The sequence below is a fragment of the Lelliottia wanjuensis genome (genome assembly GCF_030238365.1).
GTDB lineage: Bacteria > Pseudomonadota > Gammaproteobacteria > Enterobacterales > Enterobacteriaceae > Enterobacter > Enterobacter wanjuensis.
Genome location: NZ_JASSOT010000055.1, coordinates 175,412 through 197,049, shown reverse-complemented (window position 1 = coordinate 197,049; position 21,638 = coordinate 175,412). Strand labels below are relative to the sequence as shown.

At 51.7% G+C, this 21,638-nt stretch carries 17 protein-coding genes and 1 pseudogene; 14 read left to right on the top strand and 4 right to left on the bottom strand.

Annotated elements, in window-relative coordinates; all coding sequences use genetic code 11:
- From QQF33_RS09655 to QQF33_RS09590, 14 genes and pseudogenes are all read left to right on the top strand, one after another.
- The coding region (locus tag QQF33_RS09655; RefSeq protein WP_285157735.1) for an ImcF-related family protein at positions 1–3,217 on the top strand (3,217 nt) is incomplete at its 5' end.
- Between the two features lie 2 nt (positions 3,218–3,219).
- Positions 3,220–4,239: an AcrVA2 family anti-CRISPR protein gene (locus QQF33_RS09650; RefSeq protein ID WP_285157734.1), complete on the top strand. Its 1,020-nt coding sequence runs from the start codon at positions 3,220–3,222 to the stop codon at positions 4,237–4,239.
- A complete protein-coding gene (gene tssA / locus QQF33_RS09645) occupies positions 4,236–5,843 on the top strand; it encodes a type VI secretion system protein TssA (RefSeq protein ID WP_285157733.1) in 1,608 nt (535 codons plus the stop codon). The genes QQF33_RS09650 and tssA overlap by 4 nt, the downstream gene beginning before the upstream one ends.
- A gap of 39 nt (positions 5,844–5,882) precedes the next feature.
- On the top strand, positions 5,883–6,593 hold the full coding sequence (locus QQF33_RS09640; protein ID WP_285157732.1) for a hypothetical protein: 711 nt from the start codon (positions 5,883–5,885) through the stop codon (positions 6,591–6,593).
- A 6-nt stretch (positions 6,594–6,599) separates the two neighbouring features.
- Positions 6,600–8,369, top strand: a complete 1,770-nt coding sequence (tssF, locus tag QQF33_RS09635; protein ID WP_285157731.1) for a type VI secretion system baseplate subunit TssF — start codon at positions 6,600–6,602, stop codon at positions 8,367–8,369.
- Positions 8,333–9,415 carry a type VI secretion system baseplate subunit TssG gene (gene tssG, locus QQF33_RS09630; RefSeq protein ID WP_285157730.1) on the top strand — a complete coding sequence of 361 codons (1,083 nt, stop codon included), beginning with the start codon at positions 8,333–8,335 and terminating at the stop codon, positions 9,413–9,415. The genes tssF and tssG overlap by 37 nt, the downstream gene beginning before the upstream one ends.
- A gap of 35 nt (positions 9,416–9,450) precedes the next feature.
- The gene (gene tssJ, locus QQF33_RS09625; protein WP_285157729.1) at positions 9,451–9,975 is read left to right on the top strand and encodes a type VI secretion system lipoprotein TssJ; all 525 of its coding nucleotides are present in this window, start codon (positions 9,451–9,453) and stop codon (positions 9,973–9,975) included.
- A 4-nt stretch (positions 9,976–9,979) separates the two neighbouring features.
- Positions 9,980–12,235, top strand: a pseudogene (locus QQF33_RS09620) (type VI secretion system Vgr family protein); the annotation flags it as partial.
- A 12-nt stretch (positions 12,236–12,247) separates the two neighbouring features.
- Positions 12,248–13,588: an S-type pyocin domain-containing protein gene (locus QQF33_RS09615; protein ID WP_455583680.1), complete on the top strand. Its 1,341-nt coding sequence runs from the start codon at positions 12,248–12,250 to the stop codon at positions 13,586–13,588.
- An 11-nt stretch (positions 13,589–13,599) separates the two neighbouring features.
- Positions 13,600–13,896: a bacteriocin immunity protein gene (locus QQF33_RS09610; RefSeq protein ID WP_285157728.1), complete on the top strand. Its 297-nt coding sequence runs from the start codon at positions 13,600–13,602 to the stop codon at positions 13,894–13,896.
- A 93-nt stretch (positions 13,897–13,989) separates the two neighbouring features.
- Positions 13,990–14,526, top strand: a complete 537-nt coding sequence (locus QQF33_RS09605; RefSeq protein ID WP_285157727.1) for a hypothetical protein — start codon at positions 13,990–13,992, stop codon at positions 14,524–14,526.
- 19 nt (positions 14,527–14,545) lie between these two features.
- Positions 14,546–14,995, top strand: coding sequence for a type VI secretion system baseplate subunit TssE (gene tssE, locus QQF33_RS09600; protein WP_174341374.1), 450 nt, complete (start codon positions 14,546–14,548; stop codon positions 14,993–14,995).
- Positions 14,996–15,029: 34 nt separating this feature from the next.
- Positions 15,030–16,376 (top strand): VasL domain-containing protein, encoded by a 1,347-nt coding sequence (locus tag QQF33_RS09595; RefSeq protein ID WP_285157726.1) that lies wholly within the window; start codon positions 15,030–15,032, stop codon positions 16,374–16,376.
- Positions 16,377–16,549: 173 nt separating this feature from the next.
- Positions 16,550–17,188: a DUF2913 family protein gene (locus QQF33_RS09590; protein ID WP_268197104.1), complete on the top strand. Its 639-nt coding sequence runs from the start codon at positions 16,550–16,552 to the stop codon at positions 17,186–17,188.
- Between the two features lie 39 nt (positions 17,189–17,227).
- Here the strand turns inward: QQF33_RS09590 and QQF33_RS09585 are convergent, their stop codons facing one another.
- From QQF33_RS09585 to QQF33_RS09570, 4 genes are all read right to left on the bottom strand, one after another.
- Positions 17,228–18,295 (bottom strand): PDDEXK family nuclease, encoded by a 1,068-nt coding sequence (locus QQF33_RS09585; protein WP_285157725.1) that lies wholly within the window; start codon positions 18,293–18,295, stop codon positions 17,228–17,230.
- Between the two features lie 21 nt (positions 18,296–18,316).
- Positions 18,317–19,297, bottom strand: a complete 981-nt coding sequence (locus QQF33_RS09580) for a hypothetical protein (protein WP_268197102.1) — start codon at positions 19,295–19,297, stop codon at positions 18,317–18,319.
- Between the two features lie 266 nt (positions 19,298–19,563).
- The gene (locus tag QQF33_RS09575; protein ID WP_285157724.1) at positions 19,564–20,961 is read right to left on the bottom strand and encodes an ISNCY family transposase; all 1,398 of its coding nucleotides are present in this window, start codon (positions 20,959–20,961) and stop codon (positions 19,564–19,566) included.
- A 222-nt stretch (positions 20,962–21,183) separates the two neighbouring features.
- Complete coding sequence (locus QQF33_RS09570; protein WP_285149582.1) at positions 21,184–21,384, bottom strand: hypothetical protein; 201 nt, start codon at positions 21,382–21,384, stop codon at positions 21,184–21,186.
- Positions 21,385–21,638 lie beyond the last annotated feature (254 nt).

The following is a 21,638-nucleotide window of genomic DNA, read 5'->3' as shown; positions in this document are numbered from 1 at the left end:
CTGCGCCATACTGGTTGCCGCGATATTTTTACTCGGCTGGCTGATAGAAAAGGCTTTCGACCACGCGGGTAAATCCGGGTTGTATTTCCAGTGGGGGCAGAAAAAGGCTGAGAGTGCCGCTCCGTTGACGAACCCAATTCCTGGTGAAGAAGACGACGATGAACCGGTTTTCAACGAAGACGTCGTGTCCGAACACCTGCGCTTTCGCTATGGACGCCGCTGGAAGCGTAAAGTGCGTCTCCTTTTGGTTATGGGCAACCTGGACGACGTTCACAAAGCTGCTCCGGGCCTGTGTCATGACCTCTGGCAGGAAGGCGACGGCAACGTACTGATTTATGGCGGTGACGCACAATCACTCCCGGATGAGATCTTCCTGTCAAAACTGAAACGCCTGCGGCCCGATCACCCGCTTGATGTCATCATTCAGGTGATGAATACTTCAACCCTCCCGACGGATAGCGAACGGGATGCCTTTTTGCGTTGCCGCCAGAAAGCAGACCATCTGCTTGGCTGGCAGGCCCCTGTCTGGCTGTGGTTGACAGACAAAGCGACAGGCGCTCAGACGGACGCGGAAACGACGCCAGCAGGGGTTATTTTTGGTCCGGAAGGTACGGTAAAAGGGGCGCGTGAAGCGTTTTCTACACTGGCACAACGCCTGCAAAAATTCGGAATGGCACAGATACTGAATAATCCGGCACATGACGGCCTGCTTCAGTTGTCCTCGCGCCTGCGACACGAACTGAAAGCAAGCCTGACCGTTTTACTCAGCGGGCTGATGCAGGGATCTGCGGCCTGGCGTTTACGCGGGGTCATGTTCAGTCCAGAACTGGCCGGTGCCGGAACGGTGCCGAACACACGTCTCGACACCCCGACATGGAAGGCAATCATTGATGACTGTGATGCCGTCAGCGGCAGAAAGCTGGGCTTCAACTGGCTGAAGGTGCTGCGATTACTCCTGCTTTCCCTGATCCTTTTATGGGGAGCCGGTACTCTGCTGTCGCTCGTTGTTAACCGGGCTCAGATTTATGAGGCGCAAGAGACGGCAAGACAGGCAGCGGATACTGCAAAACCCCTGGCTGAACGCCTGCACAACCAGCTCGTACTACAGCAATCTATCGCCCGTTTACAACATCGTGAAGTGACCGGCGCTCCGTGGTACACCCGCTTTGGTCTAAATCAGGACAGCGACACGCTGGCCGCGCTCTGGCCGCTGTATGCGAAAAACAACGCGCAGCTGATGAGGGATGCCACCGCAGAGAGTCTCAGGCAGCAGCTGAATGCCTTTGTTCAACTTCCTCCTGCCAGTGATGCCCGTACGCAGGGCACACAGCATACCTATGACATGCTGAAAAGTTATCTGATGCTGGCCCGTCCGGATAAAGCGGACGCAGGCTGGCTGGCAAAAAACGTACTGGTCGCCTGGCCGAAACGGCAGAATGTGCCAGATGGCACATGGCAGGACCTGGCACCGAAACTGCTGGGCTTCTACGCACAGAACCTCCCGGCACATCCGGAATGGAAAATTAAGCCCGACGCTGAATTAATCAGCACGGTCCGTCAGATCCTGCTCAAACAGATAGGCCAGCGTAACGCTGAATCCGGGTTGTACCAGGACATGCTGAAGCGCGTTGCCAGCAACTGGCCTGATTTGACCCTTGCAGATATGACCGGCGACACCGATGCCTCAACGGTATTCAGCACTGACGAAGTCGTCCCGGGAATGTTTACGCGCCAGGCCTGGGAAGAGCAGGTTCAGGATGCGATTAACGAGGTTGTCAAAACCCGCCGTGACGAAATTGACTGGGTACTGACGGATAAGACGCATCAGACAGGGAGCGATATCTCCCCGGAGGCGCTGAAAGCCCGTCTGACAGAACGCTATTTTACCGATTTTGGTAATGCCTGGCTGAACATGGTCAACAGTATTCAGTGGCAGGAAGCCACGTCACTTTCTGAAGCGATTGCTCAACTTAATCTGATCGGCGATGTCCGCCAGTCACCGCTGGTTGCTCTGATGAACACGCTGGCGTGGCAGGGTAAAACAGGGCAAAAGGGTGAGGCACTGGCTGATTCGTTAGTGGACTCAGCCAAGAAGCTGATCGGCCAGAAAAAAAATGCCAGACAGTTTATCGAACAGGCGCAGGGCCCTAAAGGTCCGCTCGATGGTGTATTTGGACCGCTGATGGGTCTGATGGAAGGTAAAGAGGGAACCGGTAGCAACGGTAATCTCAGTTTCCAGTCCTGGCTTGCCCGTGTTACCCAGGTGCGACTGAAGCTTCAGCAGGTCACCAGCGCCCCGGATCCGCAGGCTATGTCGCAGATGCTGGCCCAGACCGTGTTCCAGGGTAAAGCCATCGATCTGACGGACACCCGCGATTATGGCAGTCTGGTTGCGGCAAGCCTGGGGCAGGAGTGGAACGGATTTGGCCAGTCGTTGTTTGTGCAACCACTGGATCTGGCCTGGCGGCAGGTTCTTGCCCCGGCTGCGGGAAGCCTCAATGCCCGCTGGCAGACAACCATTGTCGATCAGTGGAATAAGGCCTTTGCAGGACGGTATCCGTTTAAAGCCTCCGGCAGCGATGCCTCCCTGCCGTTGCTGGCACAGTTCCTGCGTAGCGACTCGGGTCGAATCACTACCTTCCTGAAAACCAATCTTGGCGGGATCCTTCATCAGGAAGGCAATCGCTGGGTCGTTGACCCTTCCGCAAGTCAGGGAATGGTGGTGAGCCCGGATTTCCTTCAGGCGATTAACCAGCTGGCAGAACTGTCAGATATCGTGTTCTCGCAGGGCGATGCAGGGGTTCACTTCGAACTGATGGCGCGTCCTTCGCGGGATGTTGCCAGAGTGCAGCTTACCCTTGATGAGCAAAACCTGGATTACTTCAACCAGATGGAAAGCTGGCAGAGCTTCACCTGGCCGGGGAATACCTGGTATCCAGGCGTGTCGCTCAGCTGGCGGAGCGTGAACAGTGGTATGCAGCTCTATGCTAACAATCAGGGTAACTGGGGTTTCATTCGCCTGCTGGACAAGGCTCTCATCACCCCGCTTGATGGCAGCCGGACGCAACTGGTGTGGATCACCGCCGACGGCAACCCTCTGAAGTTTGTGATGCGCAGTGAGCTCGGCAACGGTCCGCTTGCCTTGCTGAAGCTACAGGGATTCACGCTGCCCAACGCTATCTTTAACGTCGCCGCTGGCGCAGAAGAGCGCCAGTAACGATGGGCGGGAAACTTCATCCGGCACTCGCTTTCGCAAAACAGGTGGAAGGCTGGTCTCCGGGTATTTTCAGCAAGGTGGATAAATGGCGAGAGCCTGAATCACCGGCCCCCTGGCAGTTTATGACCTTTCGGCAGTGTCGGGCCTGGATCAGTGACTGGCTGAAGCATAATCCGGCGCCAAAGGAAGGGTTTCTTAGCCCCGTGCTCATGAAGCGTTTCCCGCCACATATCGTTTATATGGCGCTTGCGGCCTGGCGTACCGGTAAAACACTCCTTCACTGCGATGAATCCCTCTTTCGGATCCTGGGTGAAACCCGTCAGACAGATGCTCTGTCAGGTGAAATGCTTCGCCGCCTGCCGTTCTGGGGATTCTGGCTCGATTTTCCGGCTGACACGGTCTTTGCCGAAGGTCAGGGCGCCCTGATGGGCGCTTTCTTCACCCTTGCCGATCATGATAACCAGACTGATGCGCTGCTCGCCCTGACGCTGGCTCAGGATCCGCTTTCCCGGGAGCACATTCCATTAGGGATGGAGTACCTCGCCCTAACCAACCCTGTTTCCACGGCCATCAGCCAGCAGGAGAAGGGGATCCATGGATTCTGGAACGCGGTACTGCCGGTGCTGTTCTGGCTCTGCTCTGAGAACAGTGAATGGGGCAGGCAGGGGAAACCCGTCCGGCCAGCCCCCAGGCGCGTCGGAAAGCATCAGCGCTTCATTCCTCCGGATAAGCCCGTGCAAATTTTTGCGGGTGTCCGGGCCGGTTCGGCGCTCAGACAGGCACCGCGAGTATCGGAAGCAAGTCCCTCAGGGGGCAGATCCTCCGCGCCCCATCGGCGCCTTCGTCCCCATATCCGAAAAGCCCACTGGCAAAGCTACTGGAAGGGCAAACCCACTCAGGGTGAAGAGAAAAGTATGTTGCTGAAATGGAAGCCACCGCAAATCGTCAATGGCAAGGACGACGATTCTCTGGAAGCGGTCGTGAGATTTATGAAAGAGACTAACAAACGGGATAAAGAATGAGTTCACCGGAAGATCTGTTAACCGCCTGCGCCTCCAGCGAAGAAGAAAGGCAGCGTCTCCTCTCCCGGGCAAATGACGCCCTGTCGCTCTGGGATAACTGGCTGCACCCGTTCACCTCCGGCCCTGAAACCGGCGACGATCCCGCATACGATGATAATTTTCAGCTGATGCGTGAAGAGATTAATAAGCTTTCGGGTACCGATTCAGCACGGTTGTGCGAACTGGCCCGGACGTGTCTTTGCGAAAGCGCCAAAGATATTCGTGTTGTCACCTGGTATGTTCAGGCACGCCTCAGCCGCGACGGCGAAAAAGGCTTGTCTGAGGGCTTACTGCTTCTTGTCGCGATGTTGACCCGCTTTGGGCAGGCCTGTCATCCACAACGCCCGGTTGCCCGTAAAGCGGCCCTGGAATGGCTGAACAGTACAAAAATTATCGACACACTCTCTTTATGGCCGGAAGTCGACAGTCATGATGCCGGTCTGACGGTCGGCGCCATAAACCTGCTTGAGTCTGCCGTTTCCAACTGGCCGGAAGCTGAAAAGCCGTCTTTTGCTGGCCTGTGTACTGCACTGGAAAACCGCCTGGCTCGCTCAGGCGGTATGGAGGCGTTGGTCCCCCAGAACAGCAGCGCCCAGGAGCATGGACGTGAACAGGTCCACTCAGATTCACCGCAGCTGTCAGCCGTGAAATCTGGCCGCGATTTGCTCGACCAGGCAAAGTTACTTTCCCGCTGGCTGAGTGAACAGCCGCAGGGCTGGCTTGCCTCTCACCGGCTGATTAAGACTGTGCGATGGGACACGGTCGATCAAATCCCTCCGCTGGACAGCAGCGGGCGCACCCGTCTGGTACCGCCGAAGGCCGAGTACCGGGCTCAACTCAAGCGGCTCTACCTTCAGAAAAACTGGACTGAACTGGTTGAGCAGGCCAGCCAGATGTTTTGCGAGGGAGTGAATCATTTCTGGCTCGATCTCCAGTGGTATCTCTGGCAGGGGCTCAGTCATGCCGGTCACCCGTGGGATGCCTGGACAGACTCCGTTCTTCTCGATCTGCGGCTCCTCCTTCAGCGCCTTCCGGGCCTTGAAGGGCTGGCATGGAATGACGGAACTCCCTTCGCTGATGAAGTCACCACCGCCTGGATCGCTGAAAAAGTGAATGAGGAAGGCCTGCTGTACGGTGATGAACCGGCCACCGTTGTTAATAGCCAGTCTGACGATGTGCTGCTTCTTGAATCCGAAGCGATGGAAAAAGGTGACGCGGAAGGACCCGAAGCGGCGCTTGCCTGGCTTCAGTCCCGACCGGGGATGGACACACCACGCCATCGCTGGCTGATACGCCTGCTGATGGCCCGGGTGGCAGAACAGTATGGACGAAACGATATGGCGCTTCATCTGCTTGGCGAACTGACCAGCAGCGCACCACAGCTGACACTGGAAGACTGGGAACCCGCTCTGTTGTTTGAAGTCCAGGCTCGCCGCCTGAAACTGCTGCGCCTGAAAGCCGGTCGCAGCGAATCCGATAAAGCCCGTCTGATGCCTGAGATGGATACGCTACTGGCGGGTCTGATCGCCATCGATCCGGCGCGTGCAATGGTGTTGTGCGGATAAAAAGAAATGAGCCAATGCTATCTATAGCTGGGAAAGTTAATGACATATCACATTATTAAAAACTGCCCAATGTGCCATGAGGCAACGCGACTAAACATCGTGGGTTGGGCACCTTTGTATGATCGCTATGGTGATAGTGGTGTTACGTCTTTTGCCGCCCAGTGTGCAAATTGCAGGCGTTTTGTCAGTGGGAACCTTACCTATCCACAGGATGGCCCATTAATGGATGAAAATACTCTCGAAAAACACGCAGATCAAACAGGGAATGTCTCGGTGTTGTTTAGGAATAATATTGAATTTGACCGGAAGGGGGAGGGTAAATGGTATTTATGGAGTGTTTCCCCTCCCGAGTCTGAAATTAATAAATTTATGAACCAGGTCGATACCTGCATGAGCCATGCTTGCTATGACGCAGTTGCATTGCTGTGCAGGAAGGTTGTTGAAATTACGATAAATAAAATGATAGATGTTGTTGATATTGAAGTGTCAAATAGCAAAATAAAACCAAAGGCGGACAATGTATCTTCGTTAGATGAGCTGAAGGGTAAAGAATTGAGTTTTAAGATTCGATATATTTTCCCTCCGGAGGCGGAGCGTGGTGAGAATCGCCCTGATATATACCACCTGGCACAGCTAACCAGGTTGTTTGGGAATAAATCCGCACATGAAAATACACCTTTTACTCACGAAGATGCAGAAGATGTTTATGCATTCACTCAAAAATTTCTACGTTCTGCTCGGGGTAATTAATAAAATATGGATGATTTAACCCTTCGCTATTACGAAGCTGAGATGCGCTACCTGCGTGAGGCGGGTAAAGAGTTTGCCCGAGCCCATCCTGATCGGGCAGCGATGCTTAATCTGGATAAACCCGGCGCCCGCGATCCCTATGTAGAACGTCTGTTTGAAGGCTTCGCCTTCCTGATGGGCCGTTTGCGTGAAAAACTGGATGATGACCTGCCGGAACTGACCGAAGGGCTGGTGAGTCTGCTGTGGCCGCACTATATGCGGACCATCCCGTCGCTGGCCATCGTCGAATTCTCGCCAGACTGGCGTGGCCTGCGTCAGGCCGAAATGCTGGCTGAAGGCTTCTCCGTGCTTTCACGCCCTGTGGGACCGCATAAAACCGCCTGCCAGTATCGGACGACCCGCGATGTTCCCCTGCAACCACTGCATCTTGCGGACGCCCGCCTGCATACTGAAACCGATGGCCGCTCTGCTATCCGTCTGCGCTTCGAATGCCCGGAAAAAGTGGACTGGAGTAAAGCCGGGATCGACAAAGTCGCCATATTCCTCAACGCAGAGAGTCCGATCAGTTCAGCACTGCATCTGGCAATGACCCGTCGCGTCCACGCCATGTATGCCCGCCATGCAGGGACATACACCGAACGCCATCAGTTTGATGGCTGGTGCAAACCCATGGGCTTTGATGACAATGACGGCCTGTGGAAGAAAGCAGATACAGCCTTCAGCGGCTACCAGCTGCTGCTGGAATATTTCAGCTTCCGTCCGAAATTTATGTTTGTTGAGCTGCGCGGTCTCGACACCATCGGACTCACTGAAGCCAGCTCCTGGTTTGAAATCGACATCGTGCTCAGTGAGGCCTGGTCATCCGATCTGCCTTTTGAGACGGAAAACTTCCGCCTGCACTGTGCGCCGGTCATCAACCTCTTCACCCTGGAAGCCGACCCGCTGACGCTTAACCCGCTGGATAACGAATACCTGCTCAGGCCGTTGCGTCTTCAGGATGGTCACACCGAGATTTACAGCGTCGATAATATTCATGGCGCGGTGAAGAATGGCAAACACCCCTATGTGCCCTTCACCAGCTTCCGGCACCGTGGCGGAATGATGCGCCACGATGCACCAGAGCGTTATTTCCATACCCGTGTGAAGCGGGGTCCCTCCGGGCTGTATGACACCTGGTTGATCCTCGGCGGCCGCTCGTTCGAACTGGAGCAGCTGTCTGAGAAACCAGAGTCGCTCTCGATGCGGATCACCGGTACCAATGGTCAGCTTCCGCGTAAGGCACTGGAAAGTACCCTGCTGGACAGGGTGGTCAAAACCGGGAAGGTGCCCGTCAGGGTACTGAACGTCTCCGCGCCGACAATGCCGCTGTACCCGCCCGCCAACGACCGTTTTCACTGGCGAGTGATGAGCCACCTCGGCTCAAACTTCCTCAGCATGATGGACAATCCTGAGGTGCTGCGCGGAACACTGGCGCTGTACGACTGGACCGATGATGAAATGAACCGCCGTCGGCTCGAAGCTATCGTCGCGGTGAAGCACACCCTGATCCGACGCTTTGAGAAGGGCTTTATGCTTCGGGGCGTGGACATAGAAGTCACGCTGAACATGGACAATTTTGCAGGCGAAGGCGATGTGAATCTCTTCGGCGAGATGCTGCATCGCTTCTTCGCGCTCTACGCGGATATTCACCTCTATAACCAGCTCACGCTGGTGCTGCAACCGACAGGAAAACGACTGAGATGGCGCGAGAATCACAGCCAGCACGTACCGGGCTGACATTAGTCCTGAGCAAAGATATCTGGCGGGCCAATTTTTATCGTTTCTGCCAGCTGCTGGAGCAGGAAAATCCGGACGCGCCGAAACTGGGCACCACCAGCCATCCGGCCAACGATCCGGTACGATTCAGACCCTGGCCTGGTATGGGATTCCCGGTCAGTACCCTCAAAGCGGTGGAGACCGACGAAGACAACCCGACATTGCCCCCAACGGTCCGTACGACATTTTTGGGGATGTATGGCGTCGACTCCCCTCTGCCAACGTCCTATCTGGACGACATTGCGCAGCGCCGCGAAGGGCACGAGGCGGTCACCTCGTTTTTGGATATTTTCAGCCACCGAATCACCACCCAGTACTATCGGATCTGGCGAAAATACGCCTATCCGGCCACCTTCGAGGCAGGTGGCCGTGATGCCACATCACAGTGTCTGTTGGGGCTGGTGGGGCTCGGTATACCGGGCACGGCTGAGCAGGTGGCAACGCCGGTTTCCCGCTTTCTGGCCTTGCTGGGCACCATGCGATTACCCACCCGCAATGCAGAGGGCATCCGGGCCCTGGTGAGTCTGCTGGCACCGAATACCCGGGCAATTATCACCGAACCCGACCCGGTTAAGGTCCATATCGATAACCGCAGCGGACTGGGTGCCCAAAATCGGATCCGTCTTTCTCAGCGAGCCACGCTGGGTAAAACGGCAAAAGAAGCATGCAGTCGGGTACTGGTGACACTGGAGACAGAAGATCCGGAGGAAGCAGAAGGGTGGTTACCTGGTGGTTTTCTCCATACCGATTTGCTGGTCCTGCTGCGCGTTTATCTCGGCTACCGCAGTGACGCCCGACTGCGTCTCACCATACCCGTACGATTGCTGCCTGAGCCTCGCCTTGGGAAAGGAAGACGTATCCAGCTGGGCCGCACCGGTTTGCTGGGCCTGAAAGCTGGCAAGCTCAGCAATAGTCGGGAGAGTCTGACCGTCAATCTGGGCTGCTATGAAGGGTTGCAATGTTCTGCGTTACCGTCCGCTGAAGACGGGCACTACCGCTTCGAATAATCACGTACTCCCACTCTCAATAAAGGAACTTTTGAATGGCAACAGTAACCCGCTGGTGGGCGCTGACGCTTATTGCCTGTAGCCTGCTCGCTGGCTGCGGTCTGACTCAGACTGTCACGGACGGTACGGTCAGCATCACGAAATCCATCTTCTACAAAAAAATTAAAACGCTGCATCTGGATTTTACCCCGCGTACGGCCATTAACGCCGATGGCGCACAGACACCGCTGGCGACGATGGTGCGGGTTTATCAGCTCAAGGATCGTAAAGCGGTTGATGCCGCCGATTACCAGACACTGTTGCGTAATGCCGATACGGTACTCAAAGACGACGTACTGGCGTCAAAATCGCTGCTGGTGATGCCCAAAGGCAGCGTGACACTCAATATGCCCATGGATGAAGACGCTCAGTTCGTGGCTGTGGTGGGATTGTTCAACCGCCCGGATCAGAAGGACAACCGCTGGCGCCTGGTGCTGACCCGTGACGACCTGGACCCGGACAAACCCCGCACGATTGAACTGGGTGATGGCTGGCTCAGCCTCGTGCCGGTGAAGGAGTGAAGTGATGGATAACTGGTTAGCGCTTTTTGACGGACAGACCCGATATTTTCTGGATATCAATGACAGTTCAGTGAAGCCGGATGTTCTGCGCTTTTACGGCAGGGAAGCACTGAGCGAACCGTTCAGCTGGGACATCGAGTTCACCACGCTTCAGGCGAACATCCCCCCGGAAGCTGTGCTGATGAAATATGCCTCTTTCCGGATGCGGAGTGGTAAAAGTGTTCACGGCATGGTGACCCGCCTGGAATGGCTTTCCACATCAAAGGACCAGTCTCACTACCGGCTTACGCTCAGTTCGCGCCTGGCGCTCCTGGGATACACCCGACAGTGCGCGGTATATCAGAACCAGTCCGTTCCTGAGGTGGTTGAGCAGGTGCTGCGTAAACACGGTCTGGAAGGTCCTGATTTTGAATTCAGACTGGAGCATACGTACCCACCCCGTGAAATTATCACTCAGTGGCAGGAGACGGATCTGCAATTCATCCAGCGCATTCTGTCTGAGGTGGGCATTTACTGGCGCACGATGATGGACGACGTGCGCGGTCTGGATACCTACATACTTGCCGACAGCCAGCTTAACTACCAGTTTGATGTGCAGTTGCCCTACAGCGAGCCCTCGGGGTTGTTCGACGGCGCAGCAGAATCGGTCTGGGATGTGCGGACCTGGCACAACATTGCCACCGGCACTGTCACCACGCGTGATTACAACTACCGGACAGCCACTACGCCGATGAATGCGGCGGTCAGCGTGCGTAATGATGCGGTCACCACCGGGGAGCATTACCGTTACGCGGCACCTTATCGTGAAGCCGGTGATGATACCAACCCGGAGCCGGAAACCGAAACCGAAACCGGCGCGTTCTACGCCCGACTTCACCACGAGCGGGAGCTCAACAGGTCGGCCCGCATTCACCTGTTCAGCAATGCTGCACACCTCACCCCCGGGCAGGTGCTGGAGCCGCAGGGCGACGTCATTACGGCCCTGCAAGAAGGCGTGATCCTCACGCTGGTGACCTTCCGTGGTGCCCGTGATTCCCGTCTGCATGTGTCAGTCTGGGGCCTGCCTTACACCGAACGTTATTGCTTCCGTCCGGTAGAGATCCCTCGCCCGGTCATCCCGGGTACGCTTCCTGCCCGGATCGAAAGTCGCGAAAAAAATGATACCTACGCACACCTGGACGAGCAGGGGCGCTATCGGGTGAAACTGGACTTCGACCGGGAGGGGACGGAAGCCGGTTACGGTTACCTGTGGCTGCGGATGGCGAAACCTTATGCCGGTGAAACGCTGGGCTGGCATACGCCGCTCATCGATGGCACCGAAGTGGCGATTGCGTACAGCAACGGTGATATTGATCTGCCGTACATCGCCTATGCTTTGCACGACTCCGAACATCCCGACCTCGTGAACCGGGACAATCACACCCGGAACATCCTCCGGACGCCTGCCAACTCAAAATTACGCATGGAAGACAAGCGTGGTGAAGAGCACATCAAACTCGCCACGGAATACGGCAAGACGCAGCTCAACAGCGGAAACCTGGTGGACAGCAAGGGACAACTGCGCGGTAAAGGCACAGAGCTGCGCACCGATGAGTGGGGAACCCTGAGAGCAGGAAAGGGACTCTTTGTCGCTGCGGATGCCCAGGCGAAAGCGCAGGGTGATGCTCTGGACATGGATGCCGCGCTGAAGGAAATCGACAGGCTTAATCAGCAACTGCAACAGCTGGAAATGGCCGCAGAAAAGGCCCTGGCGCTGAAGGGGGATGTCGACAGCCAGATACAGATGTTTGAGCAGCGCCTGAAACCGCTCAATGAAGCGGTGCTTTTCTCAGCGCCGGAAGGCATGGCTTTGACCAGCGGTGAAGATATGCAGCTGGCCGCTGGCCGGAACCTTGCGCTTAACGCCGGAGAAGACTTCAGTGTTGGCGTGATGGGCAATGCGACCGCTTTGACCGGGGAGAAGCTGGGGCTCTTTGCCCGCACCGGTCAACTGAGCCTGAAATCCGGAGAAGGGCCAATCGATGTCCAGGCGCAAAACGCCAGTATGCGGTTATTTGCTGAGAAGAAGCTGACGCTGAGCTCAGCGAGTGACATCTCCTTTGCCGGAAAAAAACGTATCACCCTAATTGGTGGTGGCAGTTACCTGAAGCTTGAGGCCGGGAAGGTCGAATACGGCACGACAGCGTCGTATTTGCGCAAAGTGAAGCGGACGATGGCTGCATCGGCCAGTGCTAAACCTACGGAGGCCGTATCCTTGCCGCCTCCAGCGACCATGCGAGAATTCAATCCCGAAACGCTCACCCCGTGGGTGACGCCGGTGTATGCAAAATCCTGCCTGAAGGAGAAAGGTTGCACGGATGCCGGTACTGCCGAAGAGCCCGTTGATAACTTTGGACAGATGACAATTTTTGCCCAGCCTGTCGAGGACGACTGCTGCGGTTATGGTCATCAGCATGAGCATGAGCATGAGCATGCAGATGATGAAGTCGTTCAGCATGCCCAGTCAGCCAAAAAACGTAAGCCTGACACCGGGGGCGCAAGTGCTCCAGCTCAGGCAACGGCTGCACCGCTTGCTCTTGGGGCTGCTACGGGCGTGATGACCCAGGTCTGGGGGGAATGGTCCCTGACCGGCGTATTGGGCGCGGCCCGGGGAATTCCGTATGTCGGAGCGATGATGTCCGCGCTCTACGTTCCATCTGCGGGCGAGGGGAGTGACAGGGTTCCTGGCCGGGATGAATTCTGGTACGAGGAAGAGCTGCGGCAGAAAGCCATCACCGGGGCAAAAGCAACAACCCGGGTGAGGTTCTTCTGGCGCCAGGATGAGCAGGGCAACATGCGGGTCTATGGCGTCCATACGGGTGAAGGTACCCCGTATGAAGGTGTCCGTACGGCAAACATGGTGTGGAATAGTGAGCATAATCAATACGAGTTCACTCCAGCTCACGGTGCCGATGGTCCGCTGATTACCTGGACGCCTGAGAGACCTGAAGGCAGTGATCTTCCCTCACATACCGGCAGCGACATCAAGCCAATAGACCAGGCTACAATACTCGTCACGCCAATTCCTGACGGCAAAGATGAATACACGACCCCACCATTCCCGGTGCCGGATGAACGCGATCTTAACGATTACATACTGGTCTTCCCTGCTGACTCCGGGATTAAGCCGATTTATGTTTATCTGAAAGATGACCTGAGAAATCAAGCAGGCACAGCTACGGGTAATGGTGCTCAAATTGAAAATGGAAAACTGTGGCTGGATTTATCAGTTACCAACAGCGGGGAAGGTGCTAAAATTCCAGCCCATATTGCTGATAAACTCAGGGGTAGGAAATACAAAGACTTCAGGGAGTTCAGAGAGGATTTGTGGTTGGAAATTAGTAAAGATCCAGAGCTTTCTAAACAGTTTAGTAACGGTAATTTAGAGGCGATGCAAGAGGGGAAAGCACCAACAGCCCCATTTGCTGGACATTATGTAGGACCAAAACAAGTAATTAAGAAGTTTGAAATACATCACATAAAACCTATTGAAGAAGGTGGTGGAGTGTATGATATCGATAATTTGCGAATTACAACGCCAAAACTTCATAAATTCATTCATTACGGGGAATGAGGGAGCCTATTATGATTGATATTAATAATGTTAAAGAGAAATTGGAATGTTACACCGAAAGTGAATTTAAGAAATTACTGGATGAGTTTTATGCAAGTCATAGATCATCGCCATCACTCAAGGGTGACGAGCTAGAAATTTACTTGGATAGTCTCCTTGATATTCTGACTGTACTAGTTGGAACCGGAGAAGTTAGTGACTTTATATACTATCCAGCTACACCTGAAAATGATTCACCAGAAGGTGCATTGAATGAAGTAATTAAATGGAGGAAATCCCAAGGGCTTCCTTTATTCAAAAATTCATAAGTCAAACAAAATCATGAATAGAACAACAACAGGGCTACCGCACAGCGGTCTTAAGCTATAAATTAGCAAGACAGTAATGTATATGAGGTTATTATGCCATTGCCAGTTAGATTAAACCCCTCTGAAATCCATCATGATAAAATGCAATCTATGACAGCAATTGCAGAAGAATTAACGAATCTCATAGATACTGGGTCCGACAAAAAATCTAGCAAAGTGAATGCATTGATAGAAAAATGGAATATTTCTGCTGTTTCTAAGTTTGAATTTAGCGATTTTCGTGACTACCACTCATGGATTTCCACAGAAAATTTTGTTAAGACGGCCCTTTATCAAGCTAAATATCAAGAGGACTTATCTTTCCGTGAGGCGAAACAAATAATAGAATTTATAAGTACAGCTGAAGGTAATGAGGCCTTACAAGGTTATGCTCTTAGTCTGATAGAATTGAATTTCTCAGAGCCACGTGCCTCAGACCTATTCTACTATCCTGAAGACTGGTTCAAAAATGATTCAATGTCTGACGTCAATTTAACTAATGATGAGATTTTGGGGTATTTAATGAAAAAATCAGGCCGTTGGTTATCAGACGCACCCGAAATTGATTTGCCTTATCCATTACCAGCATAGAGTGTGGAAAAAAATCAATATGGACCGAAAATCACCTTCATTGTATGAAATTCTTACGGGCAACTTTACAGGGGATCTTCCCCTTGAAGTTGTAAACGAAGAAGACCAGGTCATTTTATCCGTACTGGATAACATCCAGCGAATTTTGAACGCCCGGGCCGGTACCGTATCCCATCTGCCAGATTATGGCTTACCCGATATGACCAAAATTCTGCAAGGCATGCCCGGGACAGCCCACGAGCTGATCGAAACGCTGGCCGGTGTCCTGCTCAAGTATGAACCCCGTTTGCAGTCCCTCAATGTAACTTTACTCGAACAGCAAGTGCCCGGGGAGTTGCGCTACGCCATCGATGCGGAACTGAGAGGTATCGGACTTGTACGGTATGGGACCGAGTTTATGCCAGAGGGTAAAGTGATGATCAGGCATTTGAAACAACAGCAGCATCTGGAAAACCATCAGTTTATCTAATCAACTTAGACCCTCATTCGATACGGATTTCACAATGTCCCACACAACCGAACGCCACCTTAAGACCGGAAACGATCCACGCACAATGCCTGATTATTCAGTGCTACGTGAAGAGCTCGCTAAAATATCCCATCCTGCCCGTCCGGATGTGAACTGGGGGAATGTTGAAAAACTGGCATTAAATCTTTTCGATACCAATGGTGTCGAGCTTCAGACGGCGGCGTGGTATACCCTGGCAAGGGCACAGCAGGCAGGTATACAGGGTTTCAATGAAGGTATGGCGATTCTGGATGCCCTGATACGCTATCAATGGTCAGCAATGTGGCCCGCTTCTGCACATGCCAGAATAGAAATACTCAGCAGCCTGAGTAAACGTCTTCAGCAGCTGTTCCGGACTTTTTCCCTTCAGAGGGAGGATTTACCAGGCCTGAACCAGGGCATAAAGCTTTTGAGCTCAACAGGTGAAGCCTTGCAACGGCTCGAACTCCACAATGCAAGCGGATTTGAGCCGCTTCGTCAGATGTTGCAAAATACAACCATCAGGCTGGAGAACAGCGATGTCCCCTCAAGCCAGACAGAGAGCAATCTAACAGACGTAGCACTACCAGTTAGGGTAGAAAGGCAGAATAGTCAGCGCTGGGTATATGTGGTTAATTCTGAACCAGCAGTTGAAGTTGAAGTAATCAGAAAATCAGCCTCCTGGGTCACTCCATTAGTGGCTTACTTCGGCGGTATTTTAACAGCTGCCGTACTGGGCATAGCCGCCTATATTTTTACGCCAATAGTATTCAGCCACCCCGGAGAAGATGCGTTGAACAACTCTCTCGCAGCTTTACCGACCAGCATGCCTCTTCCGGCTGTCGATCAGCTACGCCAGGACGCTCCGACGTGGCTTGAATCCAGTGATACCTACGCCAAACAATTAGCTTCCCGTCTGAACGAACTGAGCACTCTTCCACCGTATTGGCCATTGCAATACGGTAATCAGTTGGTAGAACAAACTCGCCATCTTTACCCTAACGCCAAATTTGCAGAGGAGCTGTCGGCGGACTGGCGGTCAAAGCTGCAAGCCAACAGTTTGCCCAATGCCACCATCTCAGGTTGGTACAGGGGAGTATCTGAACTTCAGACGCTTCAGGACAGACTTAATCAACTCGATGAGAAGAAGGGCAAATATCTGACCGTTAGTGAGCTTAAAACGGCTGTGTTCTCTATATCAAAGTCCTTAAACGAAAGCGTGCCAGTTGAAGAATTAATCCGGCAACTGCAAAATTCCCCGCAGGATCAACAGCTGTCCCGAGACCTGCTCAACCGGGCAGATCTACAGCTCAGGCAACTGAATAACTCCTACATCATGGCCACGTCAAACAACCAAAAATAGATTTTGGGTTAGACATACCAGGTAATGATGAAGACGCGCCGGTTTGGCTTCATACACCTCATCCCTACCTACTTCGAAACTCGAAACTTGACCTCATTTCGCCGGTTCGCCAACAACCAATTTCATGATAATCTCCGGCCTTAAAATTTTCCTTAACAGTCGTGGAGAAAGTATTGACTGAGCTAACTACTAAGCGCCCTGATACTGAACTGGCTCATCTCGCCTGGTGCATCATCGTAGCGGTAAAGCTTGCACGGAAAGAGGGAAGATCTCTCACATCTCTTCAAACACACATGTTCATAATGCAGTGGCTTTCAACCGCTCAGAAGCGCAAGGTTTTTCCTAAATCTCTGGCGCCTGACATTATCTGGTTGCAGGAACAAGGGAAACTGAAAGGGCCCTCAGCACGGCTTTACAGCAAGGTGGAGTATATCTGGCTGGCAAGCTCTGGTGAGTTAGCCAGTCAGAGCACGCTGTTTAGATTCACCTGCATGATTGACACGCTACGTTCAATGGGCTGGCAGGATCACCTATTATCCGATACCGAGTGGCAGGATGGTTGGAAATGCGGTACAGATGTATCGGCTGTGTATACACAGAAATCTCAACTCCATAGCTCATTTACAGAATCAGGAAATCTTATACTGCCACTTGAGGTGCGTGTAACTGGCGTTCCAGACGGGATATTTCCATTATTGGAGCAGTGCGGGCTCAAAACTGAGAAGTTGCCTGTGAGTATGGGTTATACAGTCCTGATTTTACAGCCAGAGATTGATTCAAGTTCCGTGAAGCAAGATATCGTTGAATATTAATGGCCTGAGCATTCAGGCCAATAACAATTTATCTTTAGCTCACAACTCGCTTAAACGATCTCTGACTATCGTGGCACACGCTAATGGATCTGCGACAATATCCTTACCATATATTCTTAGGCTAACAATACCAATTTCCGCCAACGACTTATCAATATTTCTGTCTTTAACAAAAGATTCTGTGGAAGAATGATGTTCTTTAGAATCACAAAAAATTGCTAATTTTTTTTCAGGGAAATAGAAATCAGCATCTGTTATGGCTTTTAACCGTCTACGTGAGCGCGAGTTTTCCCATAATTTATGCAGGCTAGGGACTGTAAGTCCGTCTTCAGTAATTATTGTTTGAATTTCTGGCGTCAAGCCCAGGCTATCCATTGCCTGAAGTAAAAATAATTCTATAGGAGAATCACAGCCCCATATTTTCCTGGGCTTTATCTTGTTAAATTTCTTGAAGTACCTATCCTTTCTGTATTTTTTGTAATCAGCTTTGACTTGCGGACTGTTATCAATAGATTTAATGAATGGCGGCACGACATTATGATAGTTATATTTATCTGACAACAGATACATATTGTTTACGAAACCAATCATATCAGATTCAATTCCAGAATAATCCACGGAATTATACATATAAAGTCCAAAAGCGCCCTTAAATGGATTGAACCCATAGTAAAGCTTCGGCACTTTAGCATCCATCTCAAGATCATACTTCTCAATCAAATCTGTCTTGAGTGAAGTCAACTCTCCTCTTTTGCTTGCTGGGAAGAGTGAAATGTTGTACGGCTTGCAATGCATTACCCCATCAATTTCTTTAAAACCATAGGCATTAATTACCAAAAATACCATTTGAAAGGAATCATCTCTCTTTTTATAAAGTTCAAGGGACTCCTTTGATGGATTTATAGTAATTATCTCACCATAAGTATCTAGATGTTCTTTCTCAATCGGCTGTAACCCGAACAAATCTGCAATATCATAACTCAAAAAATCGCCCGCCATACCCTCCAGATCTATTTTTACTGGAAGGTTAGGCATATCTTTATAGAACGGTATACTGTAAAGTGCCTCAGGTCTATTAGATATATTTTCAATTTCGTCTGCACTCATTAAAATTGCCTCTGGTCTAAACTATTTTAATTTAAGAGAAAAATACTCACGAGTATTTAATGGGGAATTTATATAACTAGTATCTGTCCCACCAAGTAATGCAACAAGATAACGACATATCAAAGCTTCCATTTGTAGAAGAATGGCGTTCCGAACTGTTCCTGACTGTTCAGACCCATATGCAGAGAAGCCTAATGGTTGGCCAAAAAAAATCGCTTCATGGAAGTTTTCATTACGGACATCAGCAATATTATCCTCACCATCTGCCCAGAAGGGTATAGGCATCCCTAATGTGTCACACATCCAGTAAACTCTGTCCTTGTGTAGTGGTTTTTTGATTTTTTTAGTCTTATCTCTTTCATCCCATATAATGGAAAAGCATCCATCAAGTGCCATATATAGATACTGGAATTTTTCAAAGTGAAGATTTTTGGGGTTTTGTGACAAAAACAGGGCGTGTATAACAGCTGCTAAGCGCATACAAGTTGTTACTTGACAGTCCTCTTTATTCAGAAAGTTTAAAGCTAACTGTATAGCATCCGACTCATTGGATCCTGATAAACAAAAATCGACCAGTGCCCCGGGTTTAACCGGAGTTGCATCTAAAAATCCAGCTTGAGTACTTGTCAGACGCATTCCTGTGAAGAATGACAGGCACCATATAACGAAGCATACGTCATCCTCACTATAGGATCCATTCAGCACCAACTTATGAGTTTTAGGCATGCAGAAAACCCGACCGCTATAAGGTCTGGTAATTACATTACCCCTTAGGTCATACGTTTCTTGAAGTTCGGCATAAAACCATCCATTTTCAACGTTAGGATGGTCCTTTATATATTTTGATGCTGAATCATGGTCTGAAAGTGTATCGAGCGAAAAGTTATCGGTCTTAAGATCAAGACGCTTTGGGTAAAAACCAAATTCTGCTGTTTTGCTATCGGTAACGGATTCCGTCGCATGTACGCTCATAGCCACCTTATGATGAACAGGCCGTTCCATCAAAAGCTCCTTTGGTTTATAGTGCTTTATGCTGTAAGTCATTAAATGGTATCACGAAGTACTTTAACTTACAGCTTCAACCGATGTTCACCACAGGAATGGAAATGAATCACAGGAAATGGATCAGCGATTAAATCTGTTGCTCCGGTGTAAATCCCAGTGCGCACCTCAAAATAAAATAATCATATAAATCAATGACTTTGTCTGGCCTGTTTTCAGAGGTCCGCTTTGTAGCTGAATTGAAATGTCCGCCTGTGGGTTATGTTTCAGCTCTTGCCGAAGATTTCCTGGCTACGGGTTTGCAGCTGTTTGAGTGCTTCCAGCATGTCGTTCTGGTCCAGACTTCGTTGTGATTTCTTGCCGGGTTGTTTCTTTCTGCGGGAAGTCTGTCCGTCAAGGGATGGCAGGGCCTGTGAGCGGGTGTTGTCCCGCTTGTCCTGAACCAGTTTTATCATCTCCAGAGTACGTCCCAGGCGCTTGTTGTCGACGATGGCACCCTGGTCAAGCTCTCCCAGCCGGTCGTAAGTGATGAAGGGCAGGGAAGTACCACTGGCCCGGAGCTCAATAGCGCCGTCCGGATACTGCCAGACATCGATGTATTTCCCCTGAAAACACCGGTTTTCTTCATTACCCTCAAGCAGATAAAGTTTTTTATCATACTGTAAAGTCAGGTTTTTTGAGACCTTACGCTGTTCACGCCAGGTAAATGTCGCCTGCAGGTTTTCGCCATTCTCCAGCGGGCGATGTACGTCAAAATCGTGCCGGGGCAGCTTTGCGAAGCGGCGGTTGTAATCTGCCATAAACTCATCAGCAAAGGCGTTGGCAGCTTCAGGAGTACTGATACCGCGCAACCGCAGCTCCTTGACCAGGCGGTCCTGTAATGTCAGGTGGGCCCGCTCAACGCGGCCCTTGGCTGAACTCGTATTGGCGCAGATACCAGTAATGTTCAGCTCGTTCATTGCACGGCCAAACTGGGTCTGGCCATCGCCGCCGGTAGCCTGTTTGTTGTTGATCCTGAAGACACTGGCCTTGTCGCTGTAGAACGCCAGAGGCTTGCCGTATCGCTCCAGATAACCGCGAGTGGCTTCAAAATAGGTGAAAGTAGACTCAGAACTGACGAACAGAAGCTGCATCAGCCGGCTGGTTGCATCATCGACATAAACAAGGAGCGTACAGGCCGGGCCACGATCCTCGAACCAGCGATGGTCACTGCCATCAATCTGTATCAGCTCACCAGTACAGGCGCGCCGTGGGCGAGGCTGATGTACACGCGGCGGTCGTAGCTTACGGGGGATCCATAAACCGGCCCGGGTCATCAGCTTACGCACAGTCTCTTTAGCAAGGTACAAATCATGAACTTCAGCGAGCTTTTCGCAGGCTAATGTCGGACCAAAATCAGCGTAGCGTTCACGGATGATGTGCAATGCACGCTCAGCGAGGCCTGGCGTCAGTTGCCGGTTACCTGGCTGACCACGACGGCGGTTAACCAGCGACAGCGGTCCGTGTTCACGGTAGCGCTCAAGCAACCGGCGGCAGTGTCTGTCTGAGATCTCCAGCCGGCTGGCAGCAAGGCGCGTTGTCAGGCGTCGGTCAATCACATCCTGAAGGATCCTGAGTCGGTTCACATCGTTCATCGAGAAAAACTCCGTTCCGTATGCCGTCATGAGTCTCATCCTTTGGAAGCTGCGAGCGTTGTGGTGAGACTGTAGCGCGGACATGTCTATTTGGTCAGAGACGGACATCTCAATTTAGCTACTACAGACTTGGTGCGCATAACGAGGATTATGTTAAATACTCGGGATAACACGAAATAGTGATTCTACAAGGCCTTTTGGGGCCTTTCTTTCCGAACCATGATGAAAGTCTAGATTAGCCCCCGCCCTGTTTCAACTACAAACACACTTCAGGCGTGGTGAATCGCACAATTTGTGAGTTACTTTAATGAGCGTGCGCAGCATCCCTTTTGCGGTTTCAATCTCTCCGCCCTGAATGAGTTCGTGGATCTCGCCAATCATAACCTGGAGCGACTCCGGGTCTTCTTTCAGAAGGCGCACCCACATTTCATTAATGTTTTCTGCTGCTGGCATCTTTTTTACCTCCTTCAAGATAATCAGCCCGGTATTGCTCTGCGCGCTTCAGGTCTTTGTCCTGGCTGTCTTTGAATCCAGCGCACAGCAAAATGATAATTTCGTCTCCTTCCTGCATCAGGTAAATACGCCGATCGGCACCCCAGTCAACGCGATATTAACCGATACCCGGACGGCCCGACAGCCATTTAACGGCGGACATGTTGCAGTCCGTTAGCCGCTGCGTCGCGGCCATTACTTTATGGGATAATTCG